The organism is Bacillus sp. PK3_68 (assembly GCF_003600835.1).
Taxonomy (GTDB): domain Bacteria; phylum Bacillota; class Bacilli; order Bacillales; family Domibacillaceae; genus Pseudobacillus.
In genome coordinates this window covers 3,422,466-3,438,028 of sequence record NZ_NQYC01000001.1, presented here as the reverse complement: position 1 = coordinate 3,438,028, position 15,563 = coordinate 3,422,466, and the positions used below count along the sequence as shown (strand labels likewise).

General features: G+C 41.3%; 14 protein-coding genes and 1 riboswitch. Of the genes, 5 read left to right on the top strand and 9 right to left on the bottom strand.

All coding sequences use genetic code 11. The features are described 5' to 3' along the window. Positions 1-84: 84 nt before the first annotated feature. The 3 genes from CJ483_RS17275 to motA all read right to left on the bottom strand — a co-directional run bounded on the left by CJ483_RS17275 (position 85) and on the right by motA (position 3,130). Positions 85-1,467: an alanine/glycine:cation symporter family protein gene (locus CJ483_RS17275; RefSeq protein ID WP_120036352.1), complete on the bottom strand. Its 1,383-nt coding sequence runs from the start codon at positions 1,465-1,467 to the stop codon at positions 85-87. Positions 1,468-1,572: 105 nt separating this feature from the next. Then, positions 1,573-2,346: a flagellar motor protein MotB gene (gene motB, locus CJ483_RS17270; RefSeq protein WP_120036351.1), complete on the bottom strand. Its 774-nt coding sequence runs from the start codon at positions 2,344-2,346 to the stop codon at positions 1,573-1,575. After that, positions 2,339-3,130, bottom strand: a complete 792-nt coding sequence (gene motA, locus CJ483_RS17265) for a flagellar motor stator protein MotA (RefSeq protein WP_120036350.1) — start codon at positions 3,128-3,130, stop codon at positions 2,339-2,341. The genes motB and motA overlap by 8 nt, the downstream gene beginning before the upstream one ends. 235 nt (positions 3,131-3,365) lie before the next feature. Here motA and CJ483_RS17260 point away from each other — a divergent pair, with 235 nt between their 5' ends. Continuing rightward, entirely contained in the window at positions 3,366-5,381 is a 2,016-nt protein-coding gene (locus tag CJ483_RS17260) for a bifunctional diguanylate cyclase/phosphodiesterase (protein WP_120036349.1), read from the top strand. A 61-nt stretch (positions 5,382-5,442) separates the two neighbouring features. Here CJ483_RS17260 and hmpA read toward each other — a convergent pair whose 3' ends face one another. Beyond that, positions 5,443-6,651: an NO-inducible flavohemoprotein gene (hmpA, locus tag CJ483_RS17255; protein WP_120036348.1), complete on the bottom strand. Its 1,209-nt coding sequence runs from the start codon at positions 6,649-6,651 to the stop codon at positions 5,443-5,445. Between the two features lie 175 nt (positions 6,652-6,826). Between hmpA and CJ483_RS17250 the strand changes: the two genes are divergently transcribed. Next, on the top strand, positions 6,827-7,273 hold the full coding sequence (locus tag CJ483_RS17250) for an RrF2 family transcriptional regulator (protein ID WP_120036347.1): 447 nt from the start codon (positions 6,827-6,829) through the stop codon (positions 7,271-7,273). 2 nt (positions 7,274-7,275) lie between these two features. Here the strand turns inward: CJ483_RS17250 and CJ483_RS17245 are convergent, their stop codons facing one another. Next, on the bottom strand, positions 7,276-7,683 hold the full coding sequence (locus CJ483_RS17245) for a hypothetical protein (protein ID WP_120036346.1): 408 nt from the start codon (positions 7,681-7,683) through the stop codon (positions 7,276-7,278). 178 nt (positions 7,684-7,861) lie between these two features. On the opposite strand from CJ483_RS17245, the gene CJ483_RS17240 reads away from it, so the two are divergent. Then, on the top strand, positions 7,862-9,100 hold the full coding sequence (locus tag CJ483_RS17240) for an aminopeptidase (RefSeq protein ID WP_120036345.1): 1,239 nt from the start codon (positions 7,862-7,864) through the stop codon (positions 9,098-9,100). Positions 9,101-9,185: 85 nt separating this feature from the next. Here CJ483_RS17240 and gltC read toward each other — a convergent pair whose 3' ends face one another. Together gltC and argF are read right to left on the bottom strand one after the other, a co-directional pair. Further along, the gene (gene gltC / locus CJ483_RS17235) at positions 9,186-10,091 is read right to left on the bottom strand and encodes a glutamate biosynthesis transcriptional regulator GltC (RefSeq protein ID WP_120036344.1); all 906 of its coding nucleotides are present in this window, start codon (positions 10,089-10,091) and stop codon (positions 9,186-9,188) included. Between the two features lie 111 nt (positions 10,092-10,202). Continuing rightward, entirely contained in the window at positions 10,203-11,159 is a 957-nt protein-coding gene (argF, locus tag CJ483_RS17230) for an ornithine carbamoyltransferase (RefSeq protein ID WP_120036343.1), read from the bottom strand. A gap of 192 nt (positions 11,160-11,351) precedes the next feature. Between argF and CJ483_RS17225 the strand changes: the two genes are divergently transcribed. After that, the gene (locus CJ483_RS17225) at positions 11,352-11,861 is read left to right on the top strand and encodes an acyl-CoA thioesterase (protein WP_120038124.1); all 510 of its coding nucleotides are present in this window, start codon (positions 11,352-11,354) and stop codon (positions 11,859-11,861) included. A 263-nt stretch (positions 11,862-12,124) separates the two neighbouring features. Beyond that, positions 12,125-13,132, top strand: a complete 1,008-nt coding sequence (mreBH, locus tag CJ483_RS17220; protein WP_120036342.1) for a rod-share determining protein MreBH — start codon at positions 12,125-12,127, stop codon at positions 13,130-13,132. Between the two features lie 56 nt (positions 13,133-13,188). On the opposite strand, the gene CJ483_RS17215 is transcribed toward mreBH, so the two are convergent. Both CJ483_RS17215 and CJ483_RS17210 read right to left on the bottom strand, forming a co-directional pair. After that, on the bottom strand, positions 13,189-14,271 hold the full coding sequence (locus tag CJ483_RS17215) for a nitric oxide synthase oxygenase (RefSeq protein WP_120036341.1): 1,083 nt from the start codon (positions 14,269-14,271) through the stop codon (positions 13,189-13,191). Between the two features lie 78 nt (positions 14,272-14,349). Next, positions 14,350-15,252, bottom strand: a complete 903-nt coding sequence (locus tag CJ483_RS17210; protein ID WP_120036340.1) for an EamA family transporter — start codon at positions 15,250-15,252, stop codon at positions 14,350-14,352. A gap of 146 nt (positions 15,253-15,398) precedes the next feature. Then, positions 15,399-15,510, top strand: a riboswitch (SAM riboswitch). The last annotated feature ends 53 nt before the right edge of the window (positions 15,511-15,563 follow it).

The following is a 15,563-nucleotide window of genomic DNA, read 5'->3' as shown; positions in this document are numbered from 1 at the left end:
CAATGAGAAAACCCCTTTCATTTTTTATACGCTTTTGTATGTTCCCTCTTTCTGCAGAGATAAACATAAAAGCAGCCATCTGGTTTAGCTGATCTTCTTTTTCTTCACATCTTTTAAGTAATACTTCTCCGATTCAAAGAATTCATTTTTTAATTCTTTGACTTTTCCGCTCAGAAGGAGCACAGCAATAATATTAGGCAGCAGAATGGCAGCGAGCGCCAAGTCAAGGAATGACCATATTGTTTTTGCCGCACCGACAGCCCCTAAAATGATTGCCGCCAAATAAATAACTTTAATCGCTTGTGCTGCTTTTAAGTTAAATAAAAATTCTGCTTGCTTAGATCCATAAAAGACAACCACGATAACGGTAGATAAAACGAAAAAGATCAATGAAGCTGTCACGAGGAATCCTCCAAAGGCTCCAAAGCTTTCCTTAAAAGCAATCGTCGTTAAAGCCGATGGGTCATCGAGAGCTCCTTCCTGTTTCCATACACCTGTTGACAGCACGACAAAGGCTGTCGCTGAACAGACAACAAGCGTATCGATGACAATGCCGATGATAGCCCAAAACCCTTGGCGCACCGGGTGATCCGTTTGAGCTGCTGCGTGAGCAATCGGTGTTGTTCCTAGCCCTGCCTCATTCGAATACAGTCCTCTGGCAAATCCCCAGCGAATGGTTTCAGCTACCGCTGCTCCTGCAAAACCGCCAACAGCTGACATCGGCTGAAACGCATGAGAAAAAATCAACGAAATAACTGTTGGCACTTGGTCAATATTTAAAGCCAGCACGACAAGAGCTCCTCCCACATAAAAAAGCGCCATAAAAGGAACAAAGATTTCTGTTACACGGCCAATTCTCTTAATGCCTCCAAATACAACAAGTCCAGTAATCACGGCCATCACAATACCTGTATAAAGGCCGTCAATCTTAAATGTTTGCGAGATAGTGGAAGCTACTGAGTTCCCTTGCACCATAATGCTCGGAATCAGCTCAATCATTAAGGCGAAGGAAAACCACACACCCAGCCATTTCATATTCAACCCTTTCGTCATATAATACATCGGGCCACCAACAAATTCTCCTTCTTCATTTTTTTCTCGATAGTGGACAGATAATACACTTTCAGAGAAATTAATAGCCATGCCAATAACAGCAATCACCCACATCCAGAAAACAGCCCCCGGGCCACCAAACATAATCGCCGCTGGAACGCCGACGATGTTTGCAGCTCCAATGGTCGAGGACAAAGCAGATGTCAAAGCTTGCAAAGGTGTGACCGTACCTTCGCCTTTTGGCTTTTTTAAAATGCTGCCTAACGTTTGCTGAAAAATATAAAGCGGATATCTAAATTGAAAGAAACCTAGTTTTATTGTCATGAAAATACCTGAAATTGTTAACAAAGCTATTAAAGGTACTCCCCATAGCCATCCCGAAAACTTTTCTACCCCTGCAATAAAATTATCCAAAATGCGCCTCCTTCACCTATTTACTCTATGTATGTATATTTCACCGTTTTCCTATACCCTTCCTAATTTTCCATAAACACAAAAAAACTGAACCAATAGATTAGCTCAGTTTTTTGAAGCGGGAACTTGCTGGTTATTTTCTGTTTCTCCTTGCGGCAATACTAATATTTCTACACGGCGGTTCTTTGTTCTACCCGCTTCTGTTTCATTTGAAGCAATCGGCTGGTATTCACCGTATCCTTTTGCACTAAATAGGCGGGGATCAAGCTTGTTATTTTCCAATATGACTTTCATAAAGTTGACTGCTCTCATCGCACTCAACTCCCAGTTTGATTCAAACTCTGCTGTTTTGATCGGAATGTTGTCGGTGTGTCCGCTAATAATAACCATGCGGGGCAAATCCATTTCTAACAGTCTAGAAATCTCTCTCGCTGCTTTTTTATCCTCTTCCCTAATTTCGGCTACACCAGAATTAAACAACACATTGTCCCGTATACGCAGCAAAAGACCTTCTCCACTTAACACTGTTTCTACTTTACTCTGCAGCTTATTATCTACGATATATTGATTAATTTTCTGCTGCATGTGAGCCAGTTCTTTCTTATCCTGTTCTTTTAATCCTGACAACTGTTTATCATTAGACTTACTTTGGGAAGTTGTTTCAGGCGGGGATAACTCCGGATAATCCATCACGCCTGTTCCTCCTTGAAAAGCCGTGTTAAATGCTTGGGAAACAAGCTGAAACTTTTTCGCGTCTACAGAACTCATTGCAAATAAAACGATAAATAAAGCGAGCAGCAGCGTCAACAAGTCAGCATAAGGCAAGAGCCACGATTCATCCATGTGTTCATGCTCTTGATGTTTCTTTCGCTTACCCATTTTGCTCGCCGCTTTCTTCAATTAGTTTCCGCTTTTCCTCTGCAGGCAAGTAAGAAGATAGCTTTTGCTCAAGCACTCGCGGAGCTTCGCCTTCCAAAATAGAGAGAACTCCTTCTATCATCATTTCTTTTACTTTTATTTCTTGTTTAGACTTCCGCTTTAACTTATTGGCGAACGGATGCCAAAGCACGTAACCGGTAAATATCCCTAATAGGGTTGCTACGAAAGCAGCTGAAATAGCATGTCCAAGCGTTTCTGTATCATTCATATTACCAAGAGCTGCAATTAAACCGATAACTGCTCCAAGTACCCCAAGTGTTGGTGCATACGTTCCTGCCTGAACAAACATGCTCGCCCCAGCATTATGCCGTTCTTCCATTGCAGAAAGCTCCTCATTCATCACATCACGAATATAATCCGCATTTTGTCCATCGACAGCTAAGCTCAATCCATTCTTCAAAAATGGTTCATCCACTTCATTCACCTTTGACTCAAGAGCAAGCAATCCTTCTTTTCTTGCAAGTTCTGCCCATCCAGTGAATTGCCGGATGACTTCTTGCGGAGACATGATTTCTCTATTCTTAAAAATAATGCCGAAAAGCTTAGGCAGCTTTTTTAATTCACTCGATGGAAAAGCGATCACAATAGTTGCGACAGTTCCAAGTAAAATGATTAAAAGTGCGGCCGGATTAATTAATACTGTTGGACTGACCCCTTTAAACACCATCCCTACCCCAACAGCGATAACACCAAGAATAATTCCTATAATTGTACTTTTATCCATTCTCATTCACCCTGTATTTTTATTTTTGTATATCTAATATCGGTTTAAAAAAAATTTTTTGTATTCATTTTCATAAGTATTTTGCAGGTAAAAAGACTTAATAAAAGAAAAAGAAAGTCGATACTATACATATATCGTATATTTTTGTCGAATATTTACAGGAAATGTTCTATTTTTTTGGCTATTACTAGATTTTTATTTATTATTCTAAAAACAAAGAAAGACGGTCTATAAAATGAAAACTTTATCAGAGTTTTATCAAGGCGACATCGTTCTTCTTTCCATCATCATTGGCATTTTTGGATCTTTTGTTACGTTAAATTTAAATGAACGGATTACTTCCTCTGGTGGTCAAAAGCGAAGTTCGTGGATATCTCTTGCTGCTATATCTATGGGCTTAACCGTCTGGTCCGTACACTTTATTGGCATGCTGGCTTTTTCCTTGCCAGTTGATGTTAATTATGACATCGGATTGGTTCTTCTATCAATGATCCCAGCGGCGGGAGCTTCGGGCATCGCTTTTTACACCCTCCATAACAGAGTAATAAAAACCAGAACTATTGTAATCGCTGGCCTTCTTATCGGTTTGTCCATTGCAGCTATGCATTATTTGGGAATGAGCGCGATGAAAATGCATGCGAGCATTTCTTATCAATTGCCTCTCGTCCTCTTGTCCATCGTCATAGCAGCCATGGTTTCCTATGCGTCACTATATATTTTTTATTCGCTTAACAAAAAGAAAAAACTTTCTTATAAATTGATCGCAAGCACGATAATGGGACTCGGGATTGCCAGTATGCATTACACTGGTATGAAAGCAGCAAACTTTTCAATGGCAAGCCACCTTACTAATAATGGCCATCATGTTGAACAGCCCATGCCGCTCATTCTTCTCGTTCTCTTTATGCTAGGCCTGCTCTTTATCTTTTTCCTAGCTATCGCTGTTTTTGATCAACAAACCGCCATGCGACTCGCTTATTATGATGACCTGACTGATTTGCCCAATCGTCGGAAACTTCAAGTGACCGCTGATTCTTATTTAAAGGAACAACAAAAATCAATCATGTTAATCATGCTGGATATTGATAACTTTATGTGGGTAAACGAAACGTTTGGATTTACAAATGGCAATTTGCTAATGAAGGCTTTTTCCAATCGGCTTGAATTGCTCATCCCCGCTGAAGGATTATTAAGCCGAATGGAAGGAAACAAATTTACCGTACTTTTCATTGAAGAGTACACCGAACAGCAGGCGCTGGAAAAAGCAAAAAACTTGCTCAACAAGCTATCTGATCCGTTTGTGATTAATAGGCATCCAGTTACCGTGACAGCCTCTGCCGGCATCTCTTTTGCTCCGGCCCATGGCATCACATTCGAACAGTTAAATGCCGCAGCGGAAAAAGCCTTATACTTTGCCAAACGGAATGGCAAAAATCAAATCGTCGTTTACACTCCGACAACGCATGATAACGAAAAAGAAAGGCAAATAGCTATGAGTTTTAGAGAAGCGCTGCAGAACAACGAATTTTACTTATGCTATCAGCCTAAATATAATGTGAAACAGAAAAAGATTATGAGCGCCGAAGTGCTTGTTCGCTGGACTAGCCCATTATTCGGCTTTGTTCCGCCTTCCATCTTCATTCCTATTGCCGAAAAAAATGGTTTTATTACTGAACTGACGGAGTGGATTTTAAATGAAGCATGCAGACAAATGAAAGAATGGAGAAACAATAACCACCCGCTTGAAAAGATAGCTGTAAATATTTCCGCTCCTATGTTTCTGTCTGATGCCTTACATCGAACAGTCACAAGCATATTGAAAAAATATAACTTAGATAGCAAACACTTGGAATTAGAAATTACTGAAACATCGATTATGGAAAATCTTGATACAGCAGTGAGTGTGATTGAGCGTCTGAAAGCTGATCGTATTTCTATTGCTCTTGACGATTTTGGTACGGGGGTTTCCTCACTGACTTACTTAAAGAAGTTGCCCATTCACTCATTAAAAATTGATAAGTCCTTTATTGATGATATTAATACTTCTCCGGAAGGAAAAGCACTCGTTCAAATGATCATTAATTTGGGAAAATTGTTTCGGCTGCATATTGTGGCAGAAGGAGTAGAAACAAAAGAACAGTTACAAACGCTTATTTCGTTAAATTGTGATGAGATACAAGGCTACAATATTAGCAAGCCATTAAAAGCACAGGAATTAGATGAATTCTTCAAAAAATTCCGCGCTGTATAAATAGAGAAAAACTGTGTAAAGAAAAAAGCCGGACTTAGGAAGTCCGGCTTTTTTCTTTAGATTATTGTGCTTGCTGGAGCTGAACCGCTGGCCCGAAGAATTCAAATTTAATTTGCTCTTCTGGAATGCCATTTTTGCTTAAATGTCCAATAACGGCTCCCATAAATGGCACTGGACCACAAACATAGCAGATGCTGTTTGAAGGAACAACTTCTTTTAAGAAGTCTGCACTAATATGTCCTTCCACATCGCAAATGGTCTGCTCCTTCTTTTTCTCTCCGTATGCCACATATGCCCGAGCGTTTTCTAGTTCACTTACCAATTGTTTAGTATGCTCTTTAAAAGCATGTACTTCTTCGTTACGTGCAGCATGGATAAAGACGATTTCACGTTTGCTGTTGTTTGCTGCAAGTGTTTCAAGCATGCTCATTGTTGGAGTAATTCCAACTCCTCCACTGATTAATACAACTGGTGCCTTATTGTCTACATCAAGATAAAAGTCTCCGGCAGGTGCACTTACTTCTATGATGTCGTCTTTATTTACGTGATCATGCAAGTAGTTAGACGCTTTTCCTTCCGGCTGATGATCTGCCTCGCGTTTTACAGAGATACGATAGTACTCACCATTAGGGGCGGCTGATAAGCTGTACTGTCGATTAACAATATGTTCTTCACCAGGGATGTGAAGCTTGACAGTAATATATTGTCCTGGGTGGAAAGTTGGTAGCTGCACGCCATCCTTTGGCTTTAAGTAAAAAGACGTAATAAGAGAGCTTTCTTCTACTTTGTCTGCAACTTCAAATTCTTTAAAGTCTAACCAGCCTCCTGGCTGTTCACTTGCCTCATTGTACAGTTGGGCTTCTGTATCGATAAACACTTTTGCGATCGCCCCATATGCTTCTGCCCACGCATTGATAATGTCATCTGTCGCTGCGTCACCCAGAACTTCTTTAATTGCTTTTAATAAATATTCACCAACGATCGGATAATGCTCCGGTTTAATTGCCAAACTACGGTGTTTATGAGCAATTTGCTTAACGGCGGGAATCAACACTTCCAATTGGTCAATATATTTTGCTGCCGCATACACAGTATTGGCCAGTGCTGTTTGCTGACGGCCTTTTTCCTGATTGGCATGGTTGAATATATCCAAAAGTTCCGGATGGTCCTGAAACATTGTTCGATAAAAATGGGTAGTAATTTCCTTCCCTTTTACTTCAAGTACAGGAGCTGTAGATTTCACGATATCAATAGTTTTTTGGGATAGCATATTAAGCCCTCCAATAAGATAGTTTTAAAAGATGTATTTTAAATACATCTTATTTATAATCCTTTTTTGCGATCAAATCAACGCTTTTTGATTTGTGTAATAAAATGTTCACATTCTTTGATTCCTCACGTACCCGGATATATAATGAACATAAGACAAAGGTAGTGGTGAACACATGAAACTGACTCTCTATACTGATTATTCATTGCGCGTATTGATCTTTTTAGCTTCTAAGCGGGAAGATGAGCTATCGAATATTAAAGAGATAGCAGAAGCTTATCAAATCTCGAAAAACCACTTAATGAAAGTGACCCATGAGCTGGGCAAGCTCGGGCTGATTGAAACTATCCGTGGACGCAATGGCGGCATCCGACTTGCTCTTCCGCCAGAAGAGATTAATATCGGTAAAGTGGTCCGCCAAACAGAAGATGATTTTCATTTGGTGGAATGCTTTAATCCCGAAGCGAATCGCTGTACGATCACCTCAGTATGCGGTTTGAAACACGTCCTCTTTCAGGCCTTGCAAGCATATCTCTCTGTACTTGACCGCTACACGCTGAAAGACCTGGCAGCCAATCCGGAAGCCCTGCGCAGCTTACTGTTAAAAAACCCCGAAGACTAGACTTACATCTTCGGGGCTTTATCAGTATCTTTTCCATATTTAAATGACACAAACACAAATAATAAAAAACTAAACAATAAAATGGAGCCGCCCACGATATAACATACTGTCGTAAAAGCTTCGGGCAACCCAAAAGGCTTTATATGGTACAACCACATACCTGCTGTCAGCCCAATGGCACCGATTATTGCACTCCATACATGCACGCCTGCAAGCTTGGAACTTCTCGGCACCGCGTACATCCGATAGAAAGCAGCAAAAGCGAACAAGCTTAGCCAGCCAACAACGAGTATATGAGCATGGATCGGCCGGAAAGCATAAGAACCTGCACCTGCCATATGAGAGCCCATCATCGCCCCAATGAAACCAAAAATAGCCGCCGTTCGCACGAGCAAAACGTGATAAGACACCTATTCTCCCCCTCTTTCCTGACACTCCTGTCGCCTATATTATAACGAACACCTTTTTAAAAAGAAAATTTCCCTATAAGAACATAAAAACAATTTTTTCAGCCTAAAATTTTGTCTCTCCTTTCATTCTTGTTACAATAGAATATATTCACTATTCTGATTAAAAAGGAGAATACATATGTCAAACTTCGAGCAAACGCTAGAAAAGTATGCCGAGTTAGCAGTAAAAGTAGGGGTCAACATTCAAAAAGACCAAACGCTTGTTATTAACACATCTATCGACTCCGCCCAACTTGTTCGATTAATTGTAAGAAAAGCGTATGAAGCAGGCGCAAAAAATGTACAGGTAAATTGGGATGATGATACAGTCTCCCGCTTGAAGTATGATTTGGCTCCAGAGGAAGCGTTCACAGAGTTTCCCAAATGGCGCGTTCAAATGCTTGAACAATTGGCAGAAGAGGGCGCGGCATTTATGTCTATCGTTTCCTCCAGCCCCGACCTATTAAAAGGAGTCCATCCTGAGCGCATTGCCAACTTCCAAAAAGCAGCCGGACAGGCAATGAAAAAATACCGTCAATATATTCAATCTGACAAAGTTAGCTGGACTGTTATCGCTGCTCCTTCACAAGCATGGGCAGAAAAAGTCTTCCCTCACCTTCCAAAGGAAGAGCAAGTCCCCGCTCTCTGGGAAGCAATTTTCAAAGCCGTCCGTGCCGATACAGACAACCCTGTCCAGGCCTGGAAAACACACGACGAAACGTTGCATAAGAAAGTGGATTATCTAAACGAGAAGCGCTTTAAAAAGCTCCATTACACTGCACCAGGAACGGATTTAACGATTGAACTTCCTGATGGACACCTCTGGGTCGGAGCCGGCAGCATCAATGAAAAAGGCCATGAGTTTATGGCCAATATGCCAACAGAAGAAGTGTTTACTGTTCCTCATAAAACAGGTGTGGATGGCTATGTGTCAAGCACAAAACCATTAAGCTATGGCGGTAACATTATTAACAACTTTAAAGTTACTTTTGAAAATGGGCGCATTACTGACGTACAAGCAGAGGAAGGCGAAGAAGTGTTAAAAAAATTGGTAGAAACAGATGAAGGCTCTCATTACCTTGGCGAAATCGCCCTCGTTCCTCATCAATCACCTATTTCGGAATCGAATGTTCTCTTTTACAATACACTTTTTGATGAAAATGCCTCTAACCATTTAGCTATTGGCAGTGCTTACGCCTTTTGTATTGAAGGCGGTAAATCGATGTCACAGGAAGAATTGGAACAGCACGGGCTAAATACGAGTATTACTCATGTTGACTTTATGATTGGCTCAGAAAACATGAATATTGACGGAATTAAAGAAAATGGAGAAAGCGAGCCGATCTTCCGAAACGGAAATTGGGCAGAAGGCATTTAATATAAAAGGCTGTTCCCTGGCATCGACGAGGAACAGCCTTTTTTGCCTATTGTTCATTCATTAATGTCTAACACTGTATGAAGCTTTAGAGGCTAAATTGGTTTAAGCGATGATAATAATCAATAAGAAAATCATAAAATAGCTTTTCGGAAGGCGGCAAAGTGCGGACCTTCGTTGCTATGACTCCGACCGTTCTCATTACTTGCGGTACGCCGACAGGCAAGCTAACTGTTCCAGAGGGAGTTTGTTCAACGAGCAATGTTTCCGGAAGCAGGCTGACTCCCAATCCTGCTTCTACCAACCCTTTAATCGTATATACATCTTCGCTTTCAAAACCGACCTTGGGCTCGAAATTCACCTGCCGGCATGCTTCAATAACGAGCTTTCTCATGTCGTAGCCGGTGCGGAATAAAACGAATTGATCATCCATCAGTTCCCGCAAGTTAATCCTTTCTTTTTTTGCTAACCTATGATGACTAGGAAGCAGGACTCTCATGCTCTCAGAGAAAAAAACTTGGGTAGAAATCTCGGGTGTGCTTTCCGGTACTGGAGAAACAAAGGCAAAATCAATTTCTCCTCTCTCCACCAGATCCCGTAGCTCTTTATTCGACCCTTGATGAAAATCAAAACCAATATCAGAGTACTGACTTCGAAAAGCAGAAATTACGCGCGGCAATGTCGTTGTAGCTAAAGAGGTAGGAAATCCAAGGCGAATTTTTCCGACTTCTGGGTTAAGATAATTATCTATAGCCGCGATGGCCCGATCAATTTCATTCATAGCGGTTTCCATATGCTGCAAAAAAATTTTTCCTGCATAAGTCAGCTTGACGTTCCGCCCTTCACGCAAAAACAGCTCCACTCCAAGTTCATCTTCCAACTTAGCAATTTGCCGGCTGACTGCGGATTGAGCCACATGCAAGCGGTGAGCTGCTTCTGTAACATGCTCCTCTTTTGCCACTTCCATAAAATATTTGATTTGCCGAAGCTCCATTCTGCCCCCACCTTTTCAGCCGTTTCTGTTGTTCTGTTTTATTTATTTTACCATGATATCTTTTTATAAGTAGAAAAAACGGACCGATAACAGTCCGTTCAATAGAAGCTTCTATTTATTTTTCATCACGCTGTAAAGAACGGCTTTTTGAGCATGCATCCGATTTTCGGCCTGCTGGAACACGACGGATGCTTCCCCATCCATTACCTCGCCTGAAACTTCTTCGCCACGGTGGGCTGGCAAGCAATGCATAAATTTGCATTCCGGATTGGCAAGGGCCATAAGCTGTTCGTTCACTTGATAAGGAGCAAATGCTTTTAAACGGGCTTCTGCTTCATCCTCTTGTCCCATGCTCGTCCATACATCCGTGTAGATAAAATCGGCTCCTTTTACTGCTTCCTGTGGGTTTTCAACAAATTCTAGCTTCGCTCCTGTCTGCTCGCTAATCCCTTTAGCCATTTCTATTATTTGCGGTGCTGCTTCGTAGCCCGCTGGTGTGGCTAATGTAAAATCCATGCCCACCATGACAGAACCGATCATCAATGAATGGGCAACATTATTCCCATCTCCAACATACACCATTTTCAGCCCTTTAAATTTCCCCTTTATTTCATATACAGTCAAAAGATCGGCAAGCGCTTGACATGGGTGATACAAATCAGTTAAACCGTTAATGACTGGAATATTTGCCGCTTCGGCAAGTGCTTCAATTCTTGAATGGCTATGTGTACGGATCATGATGCCATCTAAATAACCCGATAACACCTTTCCAGTATCTTCGATTGTTTCTCCGCGTCCGATTTGCATATCATTCGAGCTTAAAAACATCGCATGGCCACCAAGCTGAATCATCGCCGCTTCAAAGGAAACACGAGTCCGTGTGGAATGCTTTTCAAATATCATTCCGAGCAGCTGGCCTTTTAAAGCTTCCAAATAGTTTTCCTTATTCTTTTTCATGTCATCTGCTAAATAAATAAATGTCTCGATTAATTCTGGCGTATAATCTGCAAGCTTTAATAAATCTTTCCCCTTTAACACCTGGCTATTCTTTATATCCGTCACTAGCATTCTCTTCACCTCATAGATATTATTTTTATTTACAGGTCCATTCTTTATTTATAATCTTATTTAATGTTTATACATTAAAACTAATTAAAATACAACCATAATTTCTGAATTATCCTATTTTTTAAGAAAACAACAGATTTTCATTCACATAGGGTATACTACGTGTATGAAATCATTAGCGAGGTGCTGTATATGAGAGAAAAAAGACCTATGAAAGACACGTTATCTATTAAAACCAGTTACGTCCTTCCTCCTGACACAAATCATCACGGCACTTTGTTTGGCGGCAAACTAATGGCTTATATAGACGATATTGCTTCCATCTCAGCGACAAAATTGGCTAGAAAGGCAGTAGTCACCGCTTCGACAGACTCTGTTGATTTTCTTAAGCCAATTGGCGTGGGAGATGCAGTAACCCTCGAAGCCATGGTAACTTATACAGGCACAACTAGCATGGAAGTGTTCGTGAAAGTTTTATCAGAAAATCTAATGACAGGGGAAAAAGAAGTAGCTGCTATTTCTTTTTTAACCTTTGTAGCTCTCGATGAATCAGGACGGCCGTCCTCCATTCCTGAGGTGGTACCTGAGACGGATGAAGAAAAATGGCTGAATGAAACAGCGGCCAATCGAGCAAGCCATCGAAAGGCCCGCAAAAAATATAGCAAAGAGCTTGTGGAGTTTTTTTCGTCTGCAGGAAAATAGACGGACTATATGGAAGAAAATTGAGAAAGCCGCTCTCATTCAGCGGCTTTTTAGTTTACAAAAATTAAGATTTGTTAACAGTGAAATTTGTTTTTTTCCTTTTTATACAGCTAACAGTTATCTTTATAGCAGAAAAACATTGTAACAATCGAAGTCACATTGTAACATTCTTTTTTCCTTATTTTGTCCCCTATACATGGAGAATTGTTCATCCTTATACTTATGGAAGAAACTTAAGAGGATTGCCATTTGGAGGAATGATCATGTTTGGACAAATTGAAATCGGAATAGATTTAGGGACAGCCAATTTGCTCGTTTACAGTAAAGATAAAGGGATTATTGTTAATGAACCGTCCGTGGTAGCTATCGACGCTGAGACGAGAAAAGTGCTTGCTATTGGCACAGAAGCTAAAAATATGATTGGGAAAACTCCGGGAAGGATTATTGCAACTCGCCCAATGAAGGATGGGGTAATTGCGGATTTTGATATTACCTCTGAAATGCTTAAAGGATTAATGAAAAAAGCTAGCAAAGTATTAGGGTTCAATATTCGTAAGCCAAGCGTCGTCGTCTGTACTCCTTCTGGTGCAACTTCTGTCGAAAAGAGAGCCATTCAGGATGCAGTAAAAAGCAGTGGGGCCAAGTCTGTTCATTTAATTGAAGAGCCTGTCGCTGCTGCTATTGGAGCAGATCTGCCCGTAGAAGAACCAATTGCCAATCTGATCGTCGATATTGGCGGCGGTACAACCGAGGTAGCTATCATTTCTTATGGAGGCGTTGTTTCCTGTAATTCCATCCGTATCGGCGGCGATAAACTCGACGAAGACATCATACAATACGTACGCAAGCAGTATAACCTCCTTATCGGTGAACGGACAGCAGAAAAAATAAAAATGGAAATTGGCTACGCTTTAGTTGATCATAAAGAACTTGTAATGGACGTACGCGGTCGTGATCTCGTTACCGGCTTGCCAAAAACAATTGAAGTAAGCTCTTATGAAATTCAAAAAGCTATTAAAGAATCTTTGCTAGCCATTTTAGAAACGATCCGCGTTACTTTAGAAAACTCTCCACCTGAGTTAAGCGGTGATATTGTAGACAGGGGCGTAGTCATTAGCGGCGGCGGCTCCTTGTTGAATGGCATGCAAGATTGGCTTAGTGAAGAAATTATCGTTCCTGTTCACTTAGCTCCAAACCCACTAGAGTCTGTTGCCATTGGTACCGGACGCTCGCTCCATGTAATGAAGAGCCTGCAGAAAGTAACGGGCTAAAATTACATATCTATGCACAAAAAAGCAGCCGTTCAAGCGGCTGCTTTTCATTTAATTTAGTAAGGCCGGTCCTGATAAGAATAATTAGGTGCTTGGATTGAGTTATCGTATTCTTTGTGAAAAATATGAACAGCAGATGGAGACATCGGCGGAATTAACCAGGTCCAATCACCTGTCACTGGCCTACCTTCCCGATCTTCGTTTTGTTCAAAAGTTTTAAATTGCTGCGCGGCTGTATGATGATCTACAACACTTACCCCCGCCTGCTGGAACGAATGAAGAACAGCTGTATTCAACTCAAGTAGCGCCCGGTCTTTCCATAAAGAAGCGGCTCGATGAATATCCAATTCCAGCCGTTCCGCAATAACTGGAAGCTGATTGTAACGAAACTCATCAGCTAAGTTGCGTGCGCCAATTTCCGTTCCCATATACCAGCCGTTAAAAGGAGCTGTTTTGTATTCAATGCCTCCTATTTCCAGCTTCATATCCGAAATAATCGGAACAGCATACCACTTTAATTGCAGCTCAGCAAACCAATCATATACCGGATGAATAAGGCTTACTTCCTTTATGAGCTTCTTATCGATTTCTTGCAGCTTAGGCGGTTGCTTGCCTATTTGTACAATCCAGGGCAGGATATCAAAATTAGTTCCTTCCCCTCGCCAGCCAAACTTATGGCACATAGAGGTCAGTTCAATAGAAGCAGGATCTCCCTTTATTCCCGTCTCTGTTTTATACCCCGCATATCTAATTAACTGATGGTTCCAAATGCGAATGTCTTCCCGATGGGGTGAAGACGGACGAAAAACTGTAATAGTCGGACGAATTTTCCCTTGATTTGTTGCATATTCTACATGACGGCTGAGGGCTTCGAATATCTCTTTTTCTGTTTTAGCTTCTCGTTCATCGAACACGTGCAGCGTTTGCCAGAATAGCCGTCCGATGCAGCGATTACTATTGCGCCAGGCCATTTTCGCTCCATAGCTCAGTTCTTCATAAGTTTGAGTATAACTTTCTGTTCCCTCAATTTCTGTTTTGATCTCGTACAGCCGCGCTTTTGTCTCTTCATCCGATTTGCCTAATTCCCGATAACAAATTGTGATAAATTCTTTTGCTTGCTTCCATAACTGTTTATTCATCTATTTCCCGTCCTGTAAGTAGCATTTACTCACAGTATATCATTGTTCTATTTTCGGCTTTGTGACAATTTGCGGAAATCAACTGCTGGAAAGCTGTTTCGGTCGGACTCTTCCACTCCTGCGCAATTGCGGCACAGCAATCCCAATCAATATGAGCACAATGCCAGCCCCCTGTTCACCGGTTAAATGTTCACCCACAATGAACATAGCGCCAATCATCGCTGCAGGCAACTCTGCAGCACCTAAAATAGTGGCCATTCCTGAGTCAACATACGGGGTACCGAGCGCAAAGAGAACAACCGGTACAAGAACGCCCAACAGTCCGACAAGCAAACCATATTTCCACAAGCCCCCAGTCATCGTCCCATCTATTACAAAAGCTGGCGATACAAATAAACAAGCCGTTACCAGCCCACCAATAGAAATAACAAAGCTTTTTTGAATAGCCGGTACTTCTTTTCCTGTTTTTCCGCTAAAGAAAATGAACAATGCGAACGTTAAAGCGGCAAGGAAACCAGAAATAAAGCCCTTTGAATGGTCTGCCCAGTTGATTCCCTCTGAAGAAATTCCGGCGGCGAGCAGCGTTCCTGCCCATAAAAGGACAGCCGAGATGATCTTTGTGACAGATGGAAATGCCTTTAAATAAACGGATTCAATGAGAATCCCCATCCAAGTAAATTGAAAAAGCAGAACAATGGCGATTGAAGCCGATAGCTCTTGAATACTTGTTGCATAAAATACGCCTGTCAAACTTAATAAAACGCCGAGCCCAAGCAATGGTACTATTTGCTTAACCTGTAATTTTATGCGTTTGGTTATCATGAAAGGGATGATCATCAGCAAAAGTCCAAAGATATATTGTGAACCGGTCATCTGGCCAGCCGGGTATCCCGCATTCGTTGCCAGCTTGACGATTGAAGCTTGAAAACCATAACTGCATGCCCCTGCCAAAATAAATAATGAATAACGAAGCTGATTCAACCTGACTCCTCCTTTATCTCATAAAAGTATATCCCGCCTCCTTCTGTTCGACAATCCTCTGGGAATATTCAAAATTTTCTATTGACTAAATCCTCTTAAAGAGATATGATATGTTCAATTATCTTACTAATTGTATATAGGTATATTTCTTATCAAGAGAAGCTGAGGGGACTGGCCCTATGAAGCTTCAGCAACCAGCCGCTAGCGGGCCTAGGTGCTAAATCCAGCAAACTGTCTAATCAGTTTGAGAGATAAGAAGGATCAGACATTGACAATGTAAAGCCTTCTTAATTTAAGAAGGCTTTTTCTTA